The sequence below is a fragment of the Flavobacterium hauense genome, from assembly GCF_054457175.1.
On the sequence record NZ_JBTKVX010000023.1, the window covers coordinates 50,402 to 75,286 of the forward strand.

Below are 24,885 nucleotides of genomic sequence, written 5' to 3' on the forward strand. Positions count from 1 at the left end.
GATACTAATAAATATTACTCTTAAAACCCCGCCGGTTTCAGTTTCAATCCCGTTGTCTCTTCAAATCCAAACATCAGGTTCATGTTCTCGATTGCCTGTCCCGATGCTCCTTTTACAAGGTTGTCGATTACTGATGTGATCAGCAGGTACTTGCCCTTTTGCTCCAGGCTGATGAAACATTTGTTCGTTTGCACGGCCAGCTTCAGGCTAATGGCATCAGTAGTTACGTTTACAAAAGGCTCATTAGCATAGTACTCTTTATACATGCGCACGACCTCTTCAAAACCTCCTGAAAGCTTTGTGTACAGTGTTGCAAATATGCCTCGTGTAAAGTTGCCCCGATTAGGGATAAAAAGCAGCTCGCCCTCAAAATCCGGCTGCAATTGCTTCATGCTTTCGTCGATCTCGCCAAGATGCTGGTGCTCAAAAGCCTTGTAGTGCGACATATTGCCTGTGCGCCACGGGTGATGCGAGGTTGCCGAGGGCTGAACACCTGCACCTGTGCTTCCGGTGGTGGCATTGATATGCACATCATGTTGCAGCAGTCCTTTTTGAGCCAATGGCAAAAGAGCCAATTGTATCGCTGTGGCAAAACAGCCCGGATTTGCAATATAGCTTGCCTGCTGAATCTTTTTTCGATTGAGTTCGGGTAGTCCGTAAACAAATTCTTTGCCTTCAAAACTGGCATCGGCTCTTAATCTGAAGTCATTGCCAAGGTCGATTATTCTCGTTTTTTCTGAGAAGTTATTGTCCTTTAAGAAGGCTTTCGACTGGCCGTGGCCTAAGCAAAAAAATACAAGATCAACCTCAGGATTCACGTTTTCAGTAAATTTAATGTTAAGCTCGCCGAGCAAATCCTGATGAACAGAAGCCACCGGCCTGCCCGAATTGGTCGTACTATAAACGAAATCTATTTTTACCTTAGGATGATATGTTAAAAGCCTTAGTAATTCGCCTGCAGTATAACCCGATCCTCCTATTATGCCAATGTTAATCATACGTTTCCTGGTTAACGTTAGCATAAATATTCTGGGCATTACCCACTATTTTAATGAACCCTTTGGCATCATCGGCTGTCCAGGCATTATTCACTTCGCCATATTGGCCAAAACCGGTATTCATAAGGTCGTGTGCCGACTCGATGCCGTCAAGCGAAAAATGATAGGGCTTGAGGGTAACGGTTACTGTTCCGGTTACTGTTTTTTGGGTGTCGGTAAGAAAGGTTTCTATATTTCGCATAACAGGGTCAAGGTATTGCCCTTCGTGAAAGAGCATTCCATACCAGTTACCCAGCTGTTCTTTCCAGTACTGCTGCCACTTGCTAAGCACGTGTTTTTCAAGCAGGTGGTGTGCTTTTATGGTAATTAGCGGAGCAGCAGCCTCAAAACCTACACGCCCTTTAATGCCTATAATAGTATCACCCACATGAATATCCCTCCCTATGGCATAGGCCGAAGCAAGCTCTTCCAGTTTCTGGATGTTCAGCGATGGTTTTTCGAATGTGCCGTTAAGTCCGGTAAGTTCCCCTTTTTCAAAATGAAGGGTAACCTTCTCATGTCCTGTGTTTTGAAGGGGAGAAGGGTAGGCCTCTTCGGGTAGCGGCTGGCCGGAGGTAAGGGTTTCCTTTCCACCTACGCTCGTGCCCCATATTCCTTTATTTATGGAATATTGTGCTTTTTCCCAGGAATACTCCACACCGTTTTGCTGCAGGTATTCCACTTCTTGCTGGCGTGTAAGCTTCAGGTCGCGTATTGGGGTAATGATCTGCATTTCGGGTGCAATAGTCTGGAATACAAGGTCAAACCTGATCTGGTCGTTGCCGGCTCCTGTACTGCCGTGCGCAATGGCATCGGCTCCCAGTTTCCTGGCGTGCTTTACGGTCTCCAGTGCCTGGAAAACCCTTTCAGCGCTTACCGACAGGGGATAGGTATTGTTTTTAAGCACATTGCCAAATACCAGGTATTTAATGGCTTTTTCATAATACTTGTCAATAATGTCAAGGTTGGTATGCTGTGCCGAGCCCAGTTCATAGGCCCTATGTTCGATATGGCTAAGCTCTTCAGGAGTAAAGCCACCGGTATTTATAAGCAGGGTATGTACTTCATAACCAAGCTCATTCTTTAAATATTTAAGGCAGTAAGAGGTGTCAAGGCCTCCGCTGTATGCTAAAACTACTTTTTTCATTATGCTTTTTCTTTTTTCAGGAAAAGTGCCTGCTTAATGCTCTTAAGCCTGGTCAGCACTTTTTGATTAAAATTGTATTTCTCTTCATTTTGCTTCTTGTCGGCAGGGTCATATAACATGCCGGTACAAAGGCACATTTTATATTCCTTGCGCTCCAGTATGTCAAAGTTGGTGCAGCCGCGGCAGCCGTTCCAAAAGGTCGGGTCGTTGGTCAGTTCGCTGAAAGGCACTGGTTTATAACCCAGTTCGCTGTTGATCTTCATTACGGCGAGGCCTGTGGTTATGCCAAATATCTTGGCACCGGGATACTTTTCCTGCGAATAGTCGAACACGCGTTCCTTTATCTTCTTGGCAAGGCCAAGATTACGGAAGTCGGGGTGCACGATCAGCCCGGAGTTAGCCACAAACTTTCCGTGGGACCAGCTCTCGATGTAGCAAAAACCTGCAAACTTTCCATTGGCCAAAGCGATTACCGCATCGCGGTTCTCCATCTTTTTGATGATATAATCAGGACTCCTTTTGGCAATGCCTGTCCCCCTGATAATCGCCGAAGCTTCCATGGTGTCGCATATCTGCTGCGCAAATTTGTAATGCCCGTCGTGAGCAATCACAATAGATACATTCATTTTTAAAAAATGTAATTAGTTATAAAACAGTGTTATAAATGGGGTAGGAACCGTACGGAACGGTTCGGAAGGAATATGCAGACCTAGGGCCGGAACGACCGCGGACTAAAAAGAAAATTAAGAGATGTAATGATAACGGTACCTGTGTATACAGGTTTCCCAATAAAAAAGGATTGTGATTTCAATTCAGGAAAATAAATAAAAGTGAATTACTCGGACAAAAACGTAAGCGGTATGTATTACCGCACGATCCGGCTGGGAGCCAGTGTGTTTGTCCGTGACATATTTGCTATATGCAATTCAGTTTTATTCATCGGGTGCAAATGTATACCATTTTTAAATTACCTGTACGTTAAAATTTGCATCAGGGTCAATTTTTGTCAAAATGAAATTTAATAACCGTATTTATTTTTAAAATGAAAATAGAATAGAGGGAAATACCTTTTTTGTCAGAACTTTTTATATAACTAATTTGATTTTAGGTGAATAAGGTTTTATGTATGTAAGAAGAATTTTGATGCTAATTGAAGCGGCTTTTTTGTGGGAAAAATTATTTAAAATATTTCTATGAACATAAGTGTAAGAAAACTTATCAACATATTTTTAAAATGCACATTTTAATTGTTAACAATAGTCAAGAAGCAACTAAAAAACTTTAATTAATAATTATGCAGAAAATTCTGAAAAATTATTAACTTGGTATAAAGCTTTTCTGCCCAAAAAATGCCCCCGTTTTTTCGCAGGTTCTCCATGTTTTAAAGCTTAAAGCGTTCATTAACAACGTTTTTTATTGTTAATAACTTTGTCGGTAACTCGACAGAATTAGATGTAATAGCTATGTTGAGATTGACTGTTTTAATGCGTTATGCTAAAAAATCTTACAAATATTCGGGGTGTTAGTTATTTAAATATTAAATATTTTAACAGAAATCCGGCATAATGCTCAAAAATAGAAATTTAACAGACCGAATAAAAAACTTACAGTTTTTACGCTTTTATGCAACATTGTGTTACAAATATAACATTGCAAAAAAAAGCAATTGTTAATTAAATTCTAAAAATTTGTAAAAAAATAATTTACAAAATGAATATCGATTCAGTTTTAACGGATTTTTATTTCCGTTTATCGAATTTAATTTTTGTTAAGAATTTGTTTACATAGGTTTAGTCTCGAAAGTTGATATTCGTGTCGTCATCAATTATTGAAATGAAGAAAGGAATGAAAATAATTTATTTAATATTTAGCTTATTGGTAGGGCTTGGCTTTAGCGTATGCGGATATTCTCAAATTACGATTACCCAGCCTACCTTCGGATTCACACAAGCGTGTGCATCTGCTTCATTTAACACCTTTAATTTTTCTTTTTCGGTAGCGCCTATCGCAAACCTTGCAGCAGATAATGTATTTATCGTAGAAATGTCTAACGCTGCAGGAACCTTCACTGCGCCTGTGACAGTAGCGACATTGCCTAATGCAACTGCGACGGTCGTGAACGGAAGTTTTGGTGTACCTACCAATGTTTATGGTGAAAACTACAGAATAAGGGTAAGAAGCACTAATCCTGCCAAGACCAGCGCATCCAGTATTGCTTTTCCTGCCTATTATGGTATACATAACCAGCCATTCTCTATAAATAATAACGTAGGTACTGTAAATGTATGTTCAGGAACTAATTTTACGCTAAGTATAGATAATACTGGTACACCGGCATCGCCGCTGTATTATCCTCAGCTTACTTATATATGGTATAAGGATATGGCGGTGATACCGGGACAGACCGGAGCTACTTTGCCCATAACCCAGTCGGGCAGCTACCACGTGGTTACTAATTATGGCAGCTGTGTCCTTAATTCCTATTCTAATATTGTAACTATTAATATACAGAGTATACTTACGCCCGTCATAACTACTAATGACGGATTAACTACACTTTGCCCCGGGGCTACAAAAACGCTTACAAGCGATGTGCAGAATGCCAGTTTTACTTATACCTGGTACAGGAATAACATAGTGATACCCGGAGCGACACAGCATACATATAATGCTACCCTTGACGGAATTTACCACCTCGTGATCGCAGGTGGCGGCTGTATTTTTGTGACTAACGATATTGATCTGGATCTTATAGATTTTAATCTGGATGCCGATCCGGCAGGGCCGCTGGTCATCATTCCCGGGCAATCAACAGCCCTTACGGCAATCAATAATGCAGTAAATCCAAACTATAAATGGTATAAGGGTGCTGCCCAGATTCCGGGAGCGACCCAAATGACTTATAACGTTACGCAGGCAGGCACCTATAAAGTAGCGGTCAATGACCCAACCCCGTGTAATACTACAAAAGAAGATACTGTAATAGTAAATTATCCTGACAGCTTTAACCTTGGCATACAGACTGCGGCAGGCTATACTGCCTGTACCAGTACATCGGCTACGCTGAACATTTCTCAGTTCGAGGCTGTTATTGGAGCCGGAGTTACTAATCTTATTGGTAATTCTTACGGTTACGGATATCAGTGGTACAAAGATGGTGTTGCGGTTCCGGGTGCTACAACCAACCAGCTGATCGTAAACAATTCAATTAATAATGGCAGTTATACACTTAGGGTTACCCTGCCGGATTTTGGGGTGATCACTTCTAATGCCGTTGTTGTGAACCTTGGTGTTGCCAATGCTACGATCTCGGGACCAACAACTATTTGCGAAGGAGCCATAGCAGCGCTGACATCGGGGGTAACAGATGCATCTTACACCTATCAGTGGTATAAGGATGGTGTATTGATCCCTGCCATAGCGACACCAACACTAGCTGCAGATGCTGCCGGTGATTATTATCTTAGAATTACCTCTACAGGGTGTACAACCCAGTCAAACACAATACATGTTACGGTTATTGGAATAACAATAAGCAGTACAAACCCTTCGACGGATGTTATCATTCCGGGACAAACGAAAGTATTAACCGTTACTACAAGTGCCGCAGGCCCTCAGTATGTATGGTACAGGAACAATGTGGTAGTACCGGGTGCCACTTCGGCATCGTATACGGCAACACTGGATGGCACATATAGAGTACAGGTAACCCAGTCTATAGGCTGTAATGCTACCAATAATGCAAGTTTTGTGCTTAACTACCCATCAGGCTTTACTCTTACTATAGCACCTATTCCGGGCTATACCGCCTGTACAAGCACTACAGCAACTCTTAACATAACAGGCTTTACAGCACAGACCCCATCAGGAAACGTAAATGTGGCCGCAATGGGTTATGCCTACCAATGGTATAGGAACAACGTTGCCGTGCCGGGAGCAACTGGTGCCACGCTTACAATCAACAGCTCATCTCTTAATGGTACTTATAAACTTGTATCGACTATACCTAATGTGCCGGTTGTGACATCTAACGATTATATAATTAACCTTGCTATGGAGCCTATAACCGTTAGCGGTAACAGTGTGTTCTGTACAGGGTCATCGGTGGTGTTGTCGGCTAGCGTAAACAGTTCTGCTTATACCTATCAGTGGTATAAAGATACGGTTCTGATACCGGGCGCAACGGCTGCTGCCTATACGGCAAATACTGTTGGCAACTATTATGTTGCTGTAACGGGAGGTACGTGTTCTACACAATCTCCTGTGTTTGCGCTTCAGGAAGCTACCATCTCGATCAATCTTAATGTAACGGCTACCGACGTGATACTGCCGGGTCAGCCTAAAACCATAACTGTTACCACTAATGCTGCTGCGCCAACATTTGTATGGTACAGAAACAGTGTCGTGATACCGGGTGCCACTTCGGCAACATATAGCGCGACACAGGACGGTACTTATAAAGTGGTTATAACCCAGGGGTCAGGTTGTGCGGCAACTGCCGAAAGCACTTTTGTACTGAATTACCCATCGGCGTTCAGCCTTGCAATAGCTGTGGATGCAGCTTATACATCATGCAGCAGCACGATCACTACAGTGAGCCTTACTACTTTTACGGCTACCACACCATCAGGAAACGTAAACGTTGCCGGGCTTGGTTATACCTATCAGTGGTACAGGAACAATGTGGCTGTTGCCGGGGCAACATCGGCTTCGCTAATTATCAGCAGCGCTTCGCAGAACGGCACTTACAGGCTTGAGGCTACCGTGCCTTCTTTTGGTGTGATCGTTTCTAACAATATTGTGGTAAACCTTGCTGCAGAAGCAGTGGTTATTACCAATGCATCGGGACTTTGTGAAGGATCGACAGTAGCAATAACGTCAAATGTAACAAATCCGGGCTATACCTACCAATGGTATAAAAACACCATTGCCGTAGCGGGAGCAACTACGCCTTCGCTTACTGTTAGCGAGGGTGGCAGCTATTATCTTATCGTGACCGGAGGAACCTGTACTTCGCAGTCGAACACCATAAACATGGTTGTGGCAGGTATCACGGTAAACACTACAAACGCTGTAACCGATATTATTATGCCGGGCCAGCCTAAAACGCTTAGCGTAACTACTGATGCTGTTTCGCCAACCTATGTTTGGTACAGGAACAACGTGGTTATTCCCGGTGCAACGGCGGCAACATACAGCGCTACACAAGATGGTACTTATAAAGTTGTGGTAACGCAAACTGTAGGTTGTGCAGCGACACAGGAAAAAACATTTGTACTTACTTATCCATCGGCCTTTAACCTTACAATAACTACTAATGCTGCTTATGTAGCATGTACTAGCAACTCGGTAACACTGAGCATAAGCTCATTTACGGCTACCACACCATCAGGTACGGTAAACGTTTCTGCTTCGGGATATACCTATCAGTGGTATAAAGGCAGCAATCCGGTTCCGGGTGCTACGGCAGCAACACTGTTCTTAAACAATGCGGCTCAGAACGGCAGCTACAAAGTAGTGGTTAACGTGCCTGATTTTAGCCCTGTAAATTCAAACAGCATAAACGTAAATATTGCCATACCTGCGGGAGGCCTTACCATTGTTAAAAGTGGTAACCTTTGCGAAGGTTCGTCGATTACCCTGTCATCTAATATTACCGATCCGGCATATACCTACCAATGGTCTAAAGACGGGGCAGCAATTACAGGTGTAAATGCACCTACATATACCGCAACTGCGGCTGGCGATTATCAGCTTGTAGTAACTGCGGGAAGCTGTACATCGCAGTCTAACCTGTTGCATGTTACAGTATCCGGGATAGCAATAAGCAGCCTTAACACAACTGTAGATACCATACTTCCGGGCGCGACAAAAACCATAACGGTTACTACCGATGCGGTACTGCCGGTGTATGAATGGTACAGGAACAATGTATTGCTTCCGGCTGAAACTTCGGCAACTATTACAGCAACTCAGGATGGCGATTATAAAGTTGTGGTAACACAAACGGTAGGCTGTGCAGCTATACAGGAAAAAACATTTACACTTCAGTATCCGTCAGGCTTCCAGATAACTGTTGCTGCCGATGGAACATATACACAATGTACAAGTGCTTCGACATCGATGCTTATCGCTTCGTTTACGGCACAGACGCCTAACGGAAATATCAACGTTACTGTTCCGGGCTACCTGTACCAATGGTATAAAAATGATGTTGCCATACCGGGAGCAACTGCAATTACGCTGGTGCTTAATGGTGTGACAGATAGCGGAGATTATAAACTGCAGGTAACCATTCCTCAATTTGCACCTATGTTCTCTAACACGGTAACAATTAAGCTGGCTATAGATCCTGTAGTAATATCAGCAGGGGGCGTACTTTGCCAGGGCTCTACCGTAACGCTTACGTCGGCTACCAATAATCCGGCCTATACTTACCAGTGGTTTAAGAATGGTGTGGCCGAAGCCGGTGCGACAACGCCTGTGTTCACTGCTTCGGAGGCAGGCAGCTACTATGTAGCGGTAACTTTTAACGGCTGTACATTCCAGTCGAATACTGTTGCGCTTCAGGTGGCTGTAATAGCAATAAACAGTACCAGCCCTGTTACCGATATCATCCTTCCGGGGCAAACTAAAATTATAACCGTTACTACTGATGCTGCTGCGCCAACCTATGCATGGTACAGGAATACCGTATTGCTTACCGAAACATCGGCAACGCTTACAGCTACACAAAGCGGAACTTATAAAGTGGTAGTTACGCAAACGTCTGGCTGTACCGCTACCCAGGAAAAAACATTTGTGCTGGACTACCCAACCGGATTCCAGATCGCTACTGCAACAGATGCATCATATACAGCCTGTACAAGCAGTACGGTAACGCTTAGCGTGTCTAGCTTTATGGCTCAAACGCCGGCGGGTAATGTAAATGTAGCTTCTATAGGCTATCAGTACCAATGGTACAAAGACAATATGCCTGTTTCGGGAGCAACATCGGCGACCCTGACTCTCAACAATCCATCGCAGAATGGAGTATACAGGGTAGAGGCAACCATACCTGATTTTGCACCTGCGGTATCAAACAATATTACGGTAACACTGGGTGTGGGCGCGGTAACTATCACATCTTCGGGAACGCTTTGCGATACCGGATCTATAGTAACTTTCAGCAGTAGCATTACCGATTCGTCTTATACTTATGAATGGTATAAGGATGGCGTTGTGGCCAGTACAGGAACAAACCCTGTATATGCTGCTTCGCTTCCGGGAAGCTATTCGGTAAAAGTAACAACGGGCGGCTGTACCGTAACGTCTAACAGCATTACTATTGAGCAGAGCACATTCAATCTTACGGCTACAAGTCCTGTAGACGATATCATAATACCGGGTCAGACAAAAGTACTTTCGGTAACTACCGATGCCCTGCAGCCAACATTTGTATGGTACAGGAACGGAACCGTTATTGCCGGACAGACAGGCGCTTCTATTACTGCAACACTTGCCGGGGAATATAAGGTAGAAGTGAAGCAAAACCAGGATTGTATCATAACTAAAAACATAACTTTTGACCTGACAAATCCTTCCGGATTTGCGCTTACCATAGGCTATCAAAACTACCAAAGCTGTGTGAGTACCCAGGTTAACCTGAGCATAACAGAGTTTAAAGCAGTGACAGATGCCGGTATTGTGGACCTGATAAACAACAATTTTGGCTATGCCTATCAGTGGTATAAAGACGGAGGTATCATAGCCGGCGCAACGCAGATAAACTATCTCGCTACCCAGACAGGTATCTATACGCTGGAGGTTAACATCCCGGGCTTTGGTATAGTAACTTCAAATGGTGTGGCAATACAGCTTGCATTTGTAGAAAGCGTAACCATAGCTATGGATGAGATATTTTGTACTGATGGTACCGAGGTTACCATTTACAGCGATGTTACAAACCACGATTATCTGTATGCTTGGTACCATAATAACCAAAGCATTATAGCCGAGATCGGCTCTTCTATAACAGTAAGCGAAGTAGGTACCTACTATCTTGAGGTTGTATATAACGGCTGTACCATTAGATCTAACGAGTTGGTGCTGGCACCATTCGATATGGAACAGATAACCATCAGTGTAGGGCCTGAAGTAGGTCTGCCTGAAGGGACAAGCATAACAGTAACTGCACACGGTGCTGAAGATTATACATGGTACAAGGATGGTAAGGAGATAAGTAATGAGGATTCGATAGAAGTAACCGGGCCGGGCAACTATATGATGAAGGTGGTAGTAGGAGAATGTGAGGTTGTAAGGGAGTTTGTGGTTGTGATCATAGAGAATACCCTTATCGCCATCCCTAACCTTATCACGCCAAACAACGATGGTATTAACGACAAGTGGGCCATTCCGCTTAAGTACCTTAACGATGATACCGAGGTTGTGGTTTACGGACCTGACGGGGCAATCGTATTAAAAGAGTCCAGCTATAACAACGACTGGCCTGCCGAAGATTTTATTTGGTCTAAAAAAGATGCCGTGTACTATTACACCATCATGGAAAATAACGTGGTTACCAGAAGGGGATCAATAACTATTGTGAAATAAGGAATGATAAAAAACTACTTTTCTTTACTTCTACTGGTTTTTGTAACCGCTTTTAGCGGCTTATATGCACAGGATGCACCTGTGCTTGTATTTAGCCCGCAGCCACAGAATAATGTAAAATATAACAGGTTTTTATTAAACCCCGCATTTTCGTTTGTGAGAGAAGATAACAGATATGTATCGCTTTACCACCGCAACCAATGGGTGCAGTATGATGATTCGCCTAAGGTGTACATGCTGGCCTATTCGGGTAAGTTTACCGATAAGGCAGGTTTTGGTTTTGGTATGTATCAGCAAACGGTAGGGGTTATAAACAGTTGGGGAGGTATTGCAAACTATGCGTATAACGTAAAGATTAAGCAAAAGTTTGACCTTACTTTTGGTTTTAACGTAGCTTACTACAACAGCGGGATCAATAAAAACCGCGCTATTACTGCTGAACCGGACCCGTTGATCATGGCCATGCGAAATAATTCGCTGGTAAGTATCAACCCGGGGGTTAATCTTGAATACAAGCAGTTCGATTTTGGGCTTTATGCCGAAAACATGATCAACTACGACTTTAAGTCGGCCGATATGGCAAAAGAATATACCAACAAAAGCTTTTCCGGACACCTTATGTATACCCACCAGATGGTTGCCATGAAAGACCTGTTCCAGGACAGTGAATTCAGGCTGATGCTTCGCGGAAGGAATAGCGAACTGTATGGCTTTGGGCTTGGAGGATCGCTTTTGGTGAACTTCCCAAGAATAGGATGGGTACAGGCAGGCACCGACGATTATTATGGTATCGCAATAGGTATGGGTTTTCACTTTACCAAAAAGCTTTCGCTGGGATATACATACGAAAGGATTACCAAAGACGGGCTGGTTAACCTGGGGCCTACGCACGAGATCACGATGGTTTTTTGCCTTAAAGACAGGGATGTGGCGCGCAAAGAACTGCTTGAGGAAAAAGCAAAAAAACCTAAAGATACCCTTGCCGAGATAGAAAAAGCGGCAGCGTTGAAAGATACCGTTGCCGATAAAGAGGAGGCGCTTTCGGTAAAAGACAGCATTGCAAGTAAAAAGACGGATAAAAAGACCAATCCTGAGTTTGACAACCAGGCCGAAATTGAAAAGCTGAAAATGGATCTTGACCCGGAGAGCATGCACCTGCTTGAGTCGCTTATAAAAGAAGATTCGTTGGCCAAGATAAAGAAAGCGGAGTTTGACAAAAAGGTAAAGAACCTTAAGGAATATGCCAAAAGAGAAAAGGCGGCAAAAGAAAATGCGGGTGAAAATAAGCCTGTAGAACTTAAGAATATAAGACAAAGCAAGAGGGTAGCCAACCCTCAGACACTGGAAGACCTGAAGCATGCCGAAGATGGCTATTATGTAGTCTCTAAAGATGCAAAAGCAAAAGACAGTGATAAAGCTGTAGATATAGAAAAACACAAATCGTTTACCGAGGCGGCCAATGCATCGGAGAAGAAAAAAGCATCGGGGAAAAAGAAAGGGGTTTACATAGTGCATGTTGATAATAACCCTAACCCGGAACTTGAAGAGCAAATTGAAACTAAAGAAAAACCAAATACCTTACAAAATGCAAAAGACCTACCTAAAGAAACGGATGACCCCCTTGCCCATACTGAGGACGATGTAAAAGGCGAGACCCTTAAAACAGAAGAGGAAATAAAGGAATTTTATTCTGATAAAACTTCTAAGCCAAGGGAAACGATCAAAAAAGTTAATAGGGCAAGTGTTGAAGGAATGGATGCCGGTTATTATATCATCGCTAATGTTTACTCAAGTAAAGAGAATGTAGACAAGTTTATCAACAAGATGAGCGAACGGGATATAAAAGCAGGAGTATTCCTGAGTCCTAAAAACAACATGTGGTATGTGTACCTTAAAAAGCATGCAACATGGAGAGAAGCCCTGATCTCTTATTATTCTAATGTAGACAATACTTACTTTGAGTCTATATGGATTATGAGTATCAACAACTAAAGAATGAATTTACTAAAGAAGAATACCGAAAAAATCAACTAAAAACACCAAAAAATCGATGCGTAACTTTACATCAAAAAAGCTAAGGATTGTCATCTTACTCGGGTTATTTTTAACCTGCCTTACAGCGACAGCCCAAACACCGGTGCCTCCAGGATTTTCACCAAGGCTGGTGGGGGGCAACATGAAAGTTAAGGGAGATGTTGTATTTGTAGGGAATAACATCCTTAACAGAACTCCAAATCCAAATGATCCATTAAACGGCGGTAATGACAATAACAGCTATAACATGGAGTTTATTGATATTGACAATGATTCGTCAACCAGAAACTCCAGTAGCGCAAACCTTGTTTTGAACGACTGTGACAGGATTGTGTATGCCGGCTTGTACTGGGCATCTACTTATCCGTATGAATGGAGTACAGACAATAGCTCTCAATGGAATCCGTCTAACAGTAACAGGTATTATGACTTCAATCAGATCAAGTTTAAGATGGCTACCGGCGGCTATATTGACATAACTGGATCTATTCTTTTTGACGGTAGGGCACCCGTATTAAACCAGTCATTTAAAGATTCACCGGCAATTTGTTATTATGATGTAACATCGCTTGTTCAGGGACAGTCTGATGCCGAAGGAACGTATACCGTAGCCAATATGAGATCTTCTCAGGGTATGCGTAACGGTTCCAGTTCAGCAGGTTGGGTAATGGTAGTTATCTACGAGAACCCTAGTGCAACAAGTAAATTTATTTCTACATTTGATGGTTATGCGGGTATTACCAGTGGTGAAGTTGATATTAACATCAATGGTTTTAAAACACTTCCTGCACCTAATCCGGTAATTGCGCGCCTTGGTGTAGCTGCACTTGAAGGAGATAAGGGACTTGATAACGACAAGCTTCAGTTTAAAGCCAACCTTACTACCGGTTGGACTGATATAGGCAATGGGCTAAATCCAACCAATAACTTTTTTAACTCTACCATAACCAATAATAACCAGCAGGTACTAACCAGGAATCCTAACGGGACAAACACGCTTGGACTGGATTTGGATATGCTGTCTATAAATAATACAAACAACGCAGTTATTAAAAATAACGAAACCGGAGCCAAGTTAAGGCTGTATTCCAGAGGAGACGGTTACGGGGCATTTCTCGCTACTTTCGCAGTAGATATTATTGAGCCGGATATCCGCCTTACTAAAAGGGTACTTAATGGCGCCGGTAAAGATATAGCCGGAACAGATGTTATTTTGGGTCAGGATTTATACTATGAGATTACCTATAAAAACATAGGTAACGATAATGCCCAAAACTTAACAATACGTGACGTACTGCCGGTTAACACCTCTTTTGTAGAGATCGTCTCGAAACCAAGCTGGGTAGGTGTAAATACTTCAGTACCCGGAACAATAACATTTACCAACAATGATGATACAAAGATAGTCAAAGACGATCCTATTACTCCGTCGCCAACTTCGACAATACTATTTAAGGTAAGAGTTGCAGCAACCTGTAATGAGCTTACCGATATGTGTGCAAACAGGATCGAAAATCAGGCATTTGCCAGATATCGTGGTTTTGTGAATACAAATTTCATAACTGACGACCCGAGCATTGCCAGTTTTCTATGTTCTGCAAATCCGGGACCTGCAAACACTTTAGTTGATGTGGCCAACTGCCAGTACAGGAGAACCGAAATACTGTGTGGGCCTAATCTTACTCTTACTGCCGGAGATGGATATCCGTCTTATGCATGGTTCAGGAAAGATCCTGCAGGAGATGTTCCGATGGGTACTACGCAATCTATAGTTGTAAACGTACCTGGTGAGTATTATGTAATAAATACACCTACTCCTCCATGCGTTGGGCTTACAGAATTTATTACTGTAAACCTGTCAAGCAACCTGCCTCCAAACCCACTTACTGTAAGTGCAGATTTAGTAGGCGTATGTGCTAACAATGGTATAGTAATGTCAAACATATTTTTATGTGGCAGTACTGCACAAAGAGCATTATCGGCGGGTACTATAGCAGGAACGGCAACATGGTATAAGCTAAATTCTGCAGCGGCATGTAGTACTCCTGTGCTTCCTGCAAACTGTCCGCACAACTCGTGCCCGGCAGCAAGCTGGTTATTGCAGCATACAGGTACTAACTATACAGTTACTACAGGCGGAGAGTATAAGCTTGTAATTAACAACAATGGTTGTACAGCCGAATACTTCTTTAATGTTACCAAAAACGATTTTGACCCTGTAATAACCAGAAAAGATGTGTTTTGTGGTGCCAATGGAGAGATAAAGGTTAATAATGCAACGAGCGACTACGAATACAGATTTTTGACCCAGTCGGGTACAGTGCTTCAGGCCTATTCTGCAAATCCGGTATATGTTGTAACTACACCGGGTGTTTATCAGGTTCAGTTACGTCAGATAGGAGTTGCTAATGGGTGTACATTTACGGTTGATAATATCGGTGTAAGAGATGCTAACCTGGTTATTGACATCAAATCAAGAGATATAACCTGTAGTACGCTTACGCCTGCAGGTATAACCGTTACACCTTCGGGACTGGATCTTGCGCTTCCGGCCCAACAATATAAATACACCATGACTGGTCCTATGACGCAGTCGTCGGCATGGATGCCTACAAGCGATCCATATAGTTTTCCTGCTACAGGACTATTACCGGGAACATATACAATTACAGTTACTACTAATCCGGGAACATGTACTAAAATAGGTACCGTTACAATTAGAGATTTCAGCCATCCGGTAGCTACGGCATCGGTACAGAAAGGTATAACATGTAATCCGGGAACGATAAAAATTACAGCTACAGGTGGTACAGAGCCATACACGTTTGCTGCTTACAGTAAAGATGGGGTTAATTTAACCGCTCCTGCTACAGCTGATTTTTTTGACGGTATTTACTCGGTTCCGGTAGGTGAACAGGGTACTTATATATTCCTTGTAACAGACGGGAGCGGATGTACAACATACTCTAACCCTGTAACAATTACTAATGTTGCCCCTGTAATAACTACAGCATTTACAAACCCTAAATGTAATACAGGCAGTACCGGTACAATTACCGTTAGTGCTACAGGTTCAGGGGTTACTTATGAGCTAACCTCGGGAGCAACCATTATAACATCAGGTACTTCAGGGGCTTTTTCAAACCTTGCTGCAGGATCATATACGGTAAATGTTAAACAACTTGTTGATACCATATCATGTACTTATCCACGTATATTTAACCTTGTTGCGCCGGCTGCTGTTGCAGGAACGGCGAGCATAACCACACAACTTACCTGTGCTCCGGGCGGTGCTACCATAACGGCTGATATAGCTTCGGGTGGTACAGCTCCTTATGAGTACAGTATTGACGGGACAACATTTGGCACGGGCAGAGTATTCTCAGGCCTTGGTGCCGGAACATATAGTGTGACGATAAAAGACGCTAATGGCTGTATACATACTACGGCTTCGATGACGCTTACTGCTCCTGTACCTATGACAGGTGTTACTATTGGCGGCTCCGCCCTCACCTGTCCGTCAGAAACATCCGATGTTTCGCTTTCGGCAGTTGTAGGAGGTCAGGCACCATATAGCTATGCGATAACGGCACCGGCATCTGCCGCGGTGAGTAATGGTACCAACGCTACATTTGCCGGCTTGTCTCCGGGGGTGTATACATTTACTATAACCGATGCTAAGGGCTGTACCTACAGTAAAAGTCATCCGGTAAATGCTATTACGCCAATTAGTATAGTTGGTGTTAGAGATAACCAGGTGAGATGTTCAGGTACGGCAACCGGGGCTGCTACATTTACAGTAAGCGGTTTTGGTGCTAACTATAACTATACGGTAACAAGTACAGGTACGCCTGTTACTCCGGCTACCGTTACAGCTTATACATCAGATACTATAAGCCTTACTAGCCTTGGTGCGGGTACTTATACTGTTACAGTAACCAACCCAACGACAAACTGTACGGCATCTGCATTTGTTACTATTGCTAACCCAACAGCACCGCTGGCAGTTACTAAAAAAGTTGTTCAGCCAACATGTGTAGTGACTACAGGAAGCCTTGAGGTAACAGCTACAAACGGATGGGGTGGCTATAACTATGCACTTTCAGGCCAGGCGGCTGTAGGCCCTCAGGCATCACCAAACTTTGAAAACCTTGCAGCCGGCAATTATACCCTTACGGTAACCGATGCGAACGGCTGTATAATTACAGATACTTTCACGATTACGGGCGCAGTTGCTCCGGTAATTACAGTAACAGCATCAGACCTTTGTATTGATGCTACACCAACAAGTATAACTGTTACCGTAACTACGGGAACAGGACTGGCGCCATTCCAGTTTAGCCTTAATGGCGCTCCTTACCAGAACGGGACGGGGACTAACAGCACTACTTACACTAACCTTGCAGTGGGTTCATACAGCATTACGGTGAAAGATGCTAACGGCTGTGTAAACGCTACTGCTGTTACCAGAACGATAAATTCACAGCTTACTGCAAGCACAACACTTGATAAAGGGCTTACCTGTGCACCGGCTCCAACTGATGCACAAATTTCGGTATCAATTGGCGGAGGTGCCACACCTTATGAATACCAGGTGTCTCACAACGGTGGTGCCTATACCGCTCTTGCTTCAGTTGGTGGAACAACACTGACTTACAACACGGCCGTTGCCGGAACGTATGAGTTCCGAATTACAGATGCTGCTGGTTGTACAGTAACGACAGCTCCAAGAACTATTGCGCCTTTGGTAAATCCTGAATTTGCCTTTGGATTAACTACAGATATCTTATGCCACGGTGCCAGTACAGGTGCCCTGACAGTAAACATAGACACGACAAAAGGACTTCCTCCTTTTACTCTTTCAGTTACAAACACGGATACTTCGACCCCATATTTAACCCAAACAACGGGTCTTCCGGCGGGTATGTATGAGGTAGTGATTACCGATGCAAACGGTTGTACGTTTATAGCTTCTGAAGAAATCGAAGAGAATGATGCAATAGCATTTACAACACTTGAAACCAATATTCAGTGTATAGACGATCCTAATAACCCAGGAACAAACATTTCTGCGGGAGAAATATTGGTACAGGCAGTTACAGGTGGCCAGGGCCCTTATACCTACCGCGTTAGTAATAACTTTGGCTACACGGCATCATCTCTCCCTACTGCCGCAACAACTTATCCATTCATAATCTTAAATTATGGTATTTATGAGGTAATTGTGACAGATGCTAACGGCTGTACTGCTGTTAAGCCAAATATCATTATGACATCGCCGCCTAATAGACTGGATATAGATGTTACTACTATTGTACCTGCTACATGTGCCGATGGTGGTTCGGCTGTTGTTGAGGTAGATGCAATTATTACAGGAACAGCATATCAATTTGCTATACTGGAAACCAATTTATTACCTTATGCTGCCCCTGCATCTTATAAAGGGCCGGACAACCCATTAGTGCCAAGGGTTGCAACATTTGATAATCTTACGCCGGGTGCAACATACACCTTTGTGGTATATGATGCGAGTAACCGTTGTTACTACTTCCAGCCGGCAACAATACCAGCAGCAATCTCTGATCTGGCAGTAACATCACTTACAAAACATGATGTAACATGTAAAGGTTCAGGCAATGGTAGAGCTGACTTCAGCTTTACTGTTACGTCTGGTGCTACTACAGTAAATTACCAGGTATACGAAGCTCAGTCTAACGAAATAGTTGCAACAGCGGGAGCTTCGGGTTCTGTTAGTGTTGCGGCGGGAGCGGGCTCAGGTAGCGTTACAGGTCTTCCTCCGGGAACTTATTATATAGAATTTGAACAGGTTGATGGAAATGCAGGTTGTAAAGCGGCTTCGGCACAATTTACAATAGCTGAATCACCAAACCTGTTATTAATTAGTGCTGTTGCTACTAAAAAAGACAATACATGTACCCCTAATGCAGGACAGGTTGTTATAACAGGCGAGCAAGGTACAGGCACGTATACATACCAGCTTGTAGCGGCCGGTGCAACAGAACCTACTACATGGGTAACGACTAATACATTTAACAGAGATTCTGGCTCTTATGATGCCTATGTTAAAGATGCTAACAACTGTATTAAAACAGTTCCTGTTACCATACTTCTTGATGTGCTGCCTGCTGTTACAGCAGTATTGGCTCCTGGTACACAATGTACTACGGCCGAAGGTAACTTTACTATCAATGTTACAAGAACTGCTAATGCGGCAGTTGGCCCATTCCTGTATAGTGTTGATGGCGGTGCATTCGAAGCGCAGGGAGATACTTTCTCTGTTGCGGGATTAGCATCGGGTGTACACACAGTACAGATCAAGGATGCTAACGGATGTGTGGCTACAGCAGCTGCATCGGTTACCATATTTGTACCGCTTAGCGTAACAGCGCTGCCAACAGTACAGCCAACTTGTCTTAATGGCAACCTGGGTACAATTACAGCTTCGGGAACAGGAGGTTCGGCTACGGGTAACCTGAGATATGAACTTCAGACTGCGGCTGGTGCTGCGGTGCGTCCGCAACAGCTTTCAGGTGTGTTTACACTTGTTCCGGCAGGAAACTATAAAGTTGTAATAAGCGATACATCAACAATATGTACAGCTGAGGCACTTGTTACCCTGGATGCTACTGTTACGGTAACATTCAATACAACTAAAGACGATGTAAATTGTAATGGAGGCACAGATGGTTCGATTTCTATCATCCTTCCTGGTTCTAACACAGATATACCATATTCTTACACTATTGATGGTGTAGGTGCGCCAGTAACTCAAAGCACACCTATATTTACCAACCTTGCGGCTGATACCTATACGGTAACGGTAACATCGGGTAAAGGGTGTACTGCTACATCTACAGTAATAATAGGCACCCCAACAGCAGTTGGCGTAACAGCATCGGTAACGACACCTTTCGCATGTGCGCCTGACAACTCGGTAACTACTGCTACTGTAACCGCTGTTGGTTCTGGAGGCACAACTCCATACACTTACAGTATAGATGGTACTAATTATGAAGCATCGGGTGTTTTTGCCCTAGCAAGCACCGGAAGTGCACAAAACAAGACTATTACTATTAAAGATGACAACGGTTGTACAACAACTACCAGTGTTATCATCAACGCGCTTCCTGTAATGGCAACTCCTACAGCTGTACTTACTACAGCTATTGAGTGTGACGATAACCAGGGTGTTATAACGGTTGCTGTTACAGGCGGATCGGGAGATTTCACCTTTACAATGCTGCCGTCAGGAACACCTGTAAATACTCTTGCAGGAGATCGTGACCAGACATTTACAATTACAGAACCGGGTGTATACACCTTCGAAGTTAAGGATGATGTAACGGGATGTACAAAAATCGTTTCGGCTGCTGAAATCTTTGAATATGATATTATAGATGTAACGGCTACAGCTTCTACACCAGTAACATGTTTCGGGTCTTCGACAGGAAGCGTAACCATAGATGTTGCGAACACCTATACCGGGCCATACAGTTATACGGTATTTAACGGAAATACATCGGTAGTTAGCGGTACAGGTAACACCACTACAAATCCGCTTATCATAACGGCACTGCCTGCGGGTAATCTTTTTGTAAGGATAACTGCAACAGCTTCGCCATACTGTACTACTGATTCTAATGTTATAAGAGTAGGTTCGCCTGCATTACCATTAACACCTAATGCAGCAATGACTGCTAATGTAACCTGTACGAATGACAAAGGTGAAATCACAGCCCTGGCTACAGGCGGATGGGGTGGTTATGAGTATGAGCTTGTAGACACAGCAACCTCGGGAATACTGGTAAATTATAGCACTGATAATGTATTTACAGGATTAATAGCAGGAACATATACTGTTAATGTGAAAGATTCAAAAAACTGTATACGCAGCCAGAATGTTCCATTAGCATTACCGGTGCCGCTTGCTGCTTCTGCAACGCCTCTAACAACATTGGTACAGTGTAACAACGATGCGACAGCAACTGTAACAGCTGCTGCAACTGGAGGGCAGGGTACTTATGAATATATACTTAATACTTATGATGCTTCGGGTACAATAGTAGAGAGCAGCACAGGTGCCCAGCTAAGCCCTGTATTTGCAAATCTTGGAGCAGGGATATACAGCATTTCTGTTGTTGACGGATGGGAATGTGGGCCATTGGAAACAAACCAGGTGACTGTTACTCAGCCAGCACCGCTTACAGGGGCATTGTCGCTAACAACAGGGCAGACATGTCTTACCCAGGCAGTAATTACATTAGTTGCATCGGGTGGTACGGCTCCTTATGAATACAGTCTTGATGGTGGTACTACCTACATACCATTTGGGCCATCTGCAACTGCAACGTTCTCCCGACCTACCGGATCATATCAGTATCAGGTAATAGATGCAAACAGTTGTGGTGTGGCACTGACAAACGAGGTGGTGGTGCCTGCGGTACCGGCCCTAGATATTGCTTTAGACCTTGCAGCTGCTGAAATTAGCTGTTCGGGCGGAAACAATGCATCTATAACGGCGATCGCAACAGGCGGACTTGGTAATTACCAATATTCACTGTTAAATGCTTCTAACACTGTTATTGCGGGACCTACGACCAATCCAACCTTTGAAAACCTTGGCGCAGGAACCTATTCGATACGGGTAGATAGTGGCGACTGTAATACTACATCTGTCACACATACCATAAATAATCCGGCTCCGCTGACATCTGTACCTACAGTTAATAATATTATATGTTACGGAAAGGCTACGGGTAGTATTGTAATGGCAACAACAGGAGGTTCAGGTACTGTTCAGTACGCTATATCGCCAAACCTTAGCCAGTTTACCAATAATAATGTATTCTCGCTGCTTCGTGCAGGAACTTATAACATAATAGTTCAGGATCAGAACGGATGTTTCCTTACTTTCACAAGAACGGTTACAGAACCGACAGAAATACACGCAACTATTCAGAACGTAACCGATGAAGCATGTCTTGGCGCTTCTAACGGTACAATAAGAATAACAGTAACGGGTGGTACAGGGACTTACTCTGTTAGTACCGATGATATTACCTATACACCGTTTGACCCGGCTACACCAACAACCTATCTGCTTACCGGCTTACCGGCAGGAGATACTACTGTTTATGTAAAAGACCAGAACGGTTGTAGCCTTAGCCCACCATTGGAACAGCCAATACTTGAAGGTGTCGACATGAATCCTCAGGTAGCTGTTGTAGAAACCTGTGTGGCCAATGCACCTGCAAATACGGTTACCATAAGTGTTACACCTTCGGTAAATGCTGTTGGAGTAATAGATTATTCACTTGACGGGCTAACATGGCAGGCAAGTAACGTGTTTACTGTTGTAGATGCTATAGGTGGTAACTATACAGCCCATGCAAGGCATACTATGCCGGCTACGGCACCTACACCGGGGCTTCAGTGTATCCAGGATAAAACATTTGTAATTACGGGGCATACTGCAATTGCTGCTACGCCTTCAATCACTCAGACGATAGACTGTTTTGGAGGCCTTGGCGAAATTACGCTTGATGTAACAGCCGGTGCAGGAACAGGACCGTTTGAATATGCAATAGGCCCATTATTTACCTATGGTGCACCAAATGTATTTGGCGGACTTGCAGCGGGAACGTATAACTTTAAGATAAAAGATGACATAGGCTGTGAACTTGACATTACAGGAGTAGTGCTTAGCCAGCCTACAGCAGCGCTTTCTGTAGGACAGGCATTTACTAACGAGATATGTTTTGGTGATGAGGATGGATCTATTACCATAACACCGGCAGGAGGAACATCACCATATACGGTAAGTATAGATGGCGGCACGACCTTTACCCTTCCGGCTGCGGGACCATTTAGCTTTACACTGCTTGAACCGGCTACTTATAACATTGTGGTGAGCGATGCTAACGGATGTTCGCCTGCAATTGCGACAACACCAATTGTTATTACAGCGGGTGTAGATATTGAACCATCTGCTTATGTAGATCAATATTGCCAGAGTAATGTTATTCACAACACCATATTACTTCAGGACCTTAATGGAAATACCGATTTAGAGTACTCTTTAGACGGAGCTGCTTACAGGGCTGATGTTGATTACTATGATGTTGCTGCGGGACTTCACACGGTTACCATCAGGCATATAAACGGTTGTGTGCAGACAAGGACATTTACTGTAGATGCTTTATTGCCAATATCGGCTAGTGTAACAGCAACTACAAATGTAAACTGTTTTGGAGATGCTACAGGAGCGATTACGGTAACTGCAACAGATGGAACAGGAACACTTAGCTATGCTATTGCAGATGCAGATGTTCTTCCGCTTGTATTTGGTAATTACCAGTCAACAGGAGTATTTACAGCTCTTGAAGCAGGTAACTATATTGTTAGCATCCTGGATGACGGCCTTACTTGTGAAACCCGCGTAACAGCGACAATCACTGAGCCTGCAGCAGCACTTGTTGCTACCGCAGGGCCACAAACGAATGTTCTTTGTTTTGGTAATGCTACGGGAGCTGCTACAGTAAATGTAACAGGCGGTACAGGTGCATACAGCTACAGCTGGGACACTACGCCGGTACAGACAACGGCTACAGCTACAGGTCTTGCAGCGGGTACATATACAGTAACAGTAACCGATGCTAACGCTTGTATAACAACACAAACATTCACAATTACACAGCCTACAGCGGCACTTACCGCTACAGCAGCAGGAACGCAAACGAATGTTCTTTGTTTTGGCAATACTACAGGTACTGCTACGGTAGATGTAACAGGTGGTACAGGTGCATACAGCTACAGCTGGAACACTACACCGGTACAGACCACTGCTACGGCAACAGGCCTTGCAGCGGGTACGTATACAGTAACGGTAACAGATGCTAATGCTTGTACAACAACTCAGACATTCACTATCACACAACCTGCCGCAGCACTTGTTGCTACAGCAGGGTCACAGACAAATATTCTTTGTTTTGGTAATGCTACAGGTACTGCTACAGTAAACGTAACAGGCGGTACTGGTGCATACACCTACAGTTGGAATACTACCCCGGCACAGACTACCGCTACGGCAACAGGTCTTACAGCAGGGACGTATACAGTAACAGTAACAGATGCTAACGGTTGTACAACAACCCAACCGTTCACAATTACACAACCTGCCGCAGCACTTGTTGCTACAGCAGGGCCACAAACAAATGTCCTTTGTTTTGGCAATACTACAGGAGCTGCTACAGTAAACGTAACAGGTGGTACAGGAGCATACAGCTATAGCTGGAACACTACCCCGGTACAAACTGCAGCCACAGCTACAGGTCTTGCAGCAGGTACGTATACAGTAACAGTAACTGATGCCAACGCTTGTACAACAACCCAGGTATTCACGATCACGCAGCCTGCCGCAGCACTTACTGCTACCGCAGGACCACAAACGAATGTTCTTTGTTTTGGTAATGCTACGGGAGCAGCTACAGTAAATGTAACAGGTGGTACAACTGCATACAGCTACAGTTGGAATACCACACCGGTACAAACAACTGCTACGGCTACCGGCCTTATCGCAGGTACGTATACAGTAACAGTGACTGATGCTAACGGTTGTACAACAACTCAGGCATTCACTATCACACAACCTGCCGCGGCGCTTGTTGCTACAGCAGGGCCACAAACAAATGTTCTTTGTTTTGGTAATGCTACAGGAGCAGCTACAGTAAATGTAACAGGCGGTACAACAGCATATAGTTATAGCTGGAATACCACGCCGGTACAGACTGGAGCCACAGCTACAGGTCTTGCAGCGGGTACATATACAGTAACAGTAACTGATGCCAACGCTTGTACAACAACCCAATCATTTACGATCACACAGCCTGCCGCGGCGCTTGTTGCTACAGCAGGGCCACAAACAAATATTCTTTGTTTTGGTAATGCTACAGGAGCAGCTACCGTAAATGTAACAGGAGGTACAGGTGCATACAGCTATAGCTGGAACACTACCCCGGTACAAACTGCAGCTACGGCTACAGGCCTTACAGCAGG

6 protein-coding genes are annotated in these 24,885 nt (G+C 43.8%); 3 read left to right on the top strand and 3 right to left on the bottom strand.

Going from position 1 to position 24,885, the window contains the following annotated elements; translation table 11 throughout:
• Nucleotides 1-20: 20 nt before the first annotated feature.
• Genes argC through ACX0HA_RS15195 form a run of 3 tightly spaced genes read right to left on the bottom strand, consistent with a single transcriptional unit; the run spans nt 21 to nt 2,810 of the window.
• The gene (gene argC, locus ACX0HA_RS15185) at nt 21-998 is read right to left on the bottom strand and encodes an N-acetyl-gamma-glutamyl-phosphate reductase (protein ID WP_458846158.1); all 978 of its coding nucleotides are present in this window, start codon (nt 996-998) and stop codon (nt 21-23) included.
• Nucleotides 991-2,184, bottom strand: coding sequence for an argininosuccinate synthase (locus ACX0HA_RS15190; RefSeq protein ID WP_458846153.1), 1,194 nt, complete (start codon nt 2,182-2,184; stop codon nt 991-993). Before ACX0HA_RS15190 ends, argC begins: the two co-directional genes overlap by 8 nt.
• On the bottom strand, nt 2,184-2,810 hold the full coding sequence (locus tag ACX0HA_RS15195; protein WP_458846154.1) for a GNAT family N-acetyltransferase: 627 nt from the start codon (nt 2,808-2,810) through the stop codon (nt 2,184-2,186). Before ACX0HA_RS15195 ends, ACX0HA_RS15190 begins: the two co-directional genes overlap by 1 nt.
• Before the next feature lie 1,219 nt (nt 2,811-4,029).
• Between ACX0HA_RS15195 and ACX0HA_RS15200 the strand changes: the two genes are divergently transcribed.
• The 3 genes from ACX0HA_RS15200 to ACX0HA_RS15210 form a co-directional block, all read left to right on the top strand.
• Nucleotides 4,030-10,776: a T9SS type B sorting domain-containing protein gene (locus tag ACX0HA_RS15200; RefSeq protein WP_458846155.1), complete on the top strand. Its 6,747-nt coding sequence runs from the start codon at nt 4,030-4,032 to the stop codon at nt 10,774-10,776.
• Between the two features lie 3 nt (nt 10,777-10,779).
• Nucleotides 10,780-12,768 (top strand): PorP/SprF family type IX secretion system membrane protein, encoded by a 1,989-nt coding sequence (locus ACX0HA_RS15205; RefSeq protein ID WP_458846156.1) that lies wholly within the window; start codon nt 10,780-10,782, stop codon nt 12,766-12,768.
• Nucleotides 12,769-12,826: 58 nt separating this feature from the next.
• Nucleotides 12,827-24,885, top strand: a 12,059-nt coding sequence (locus ACX0HA_RS15210) for a hypothetical protein (RefSeq protein WP_458846157.1), incomplete at its 3' end; no start/stop codon positions are given.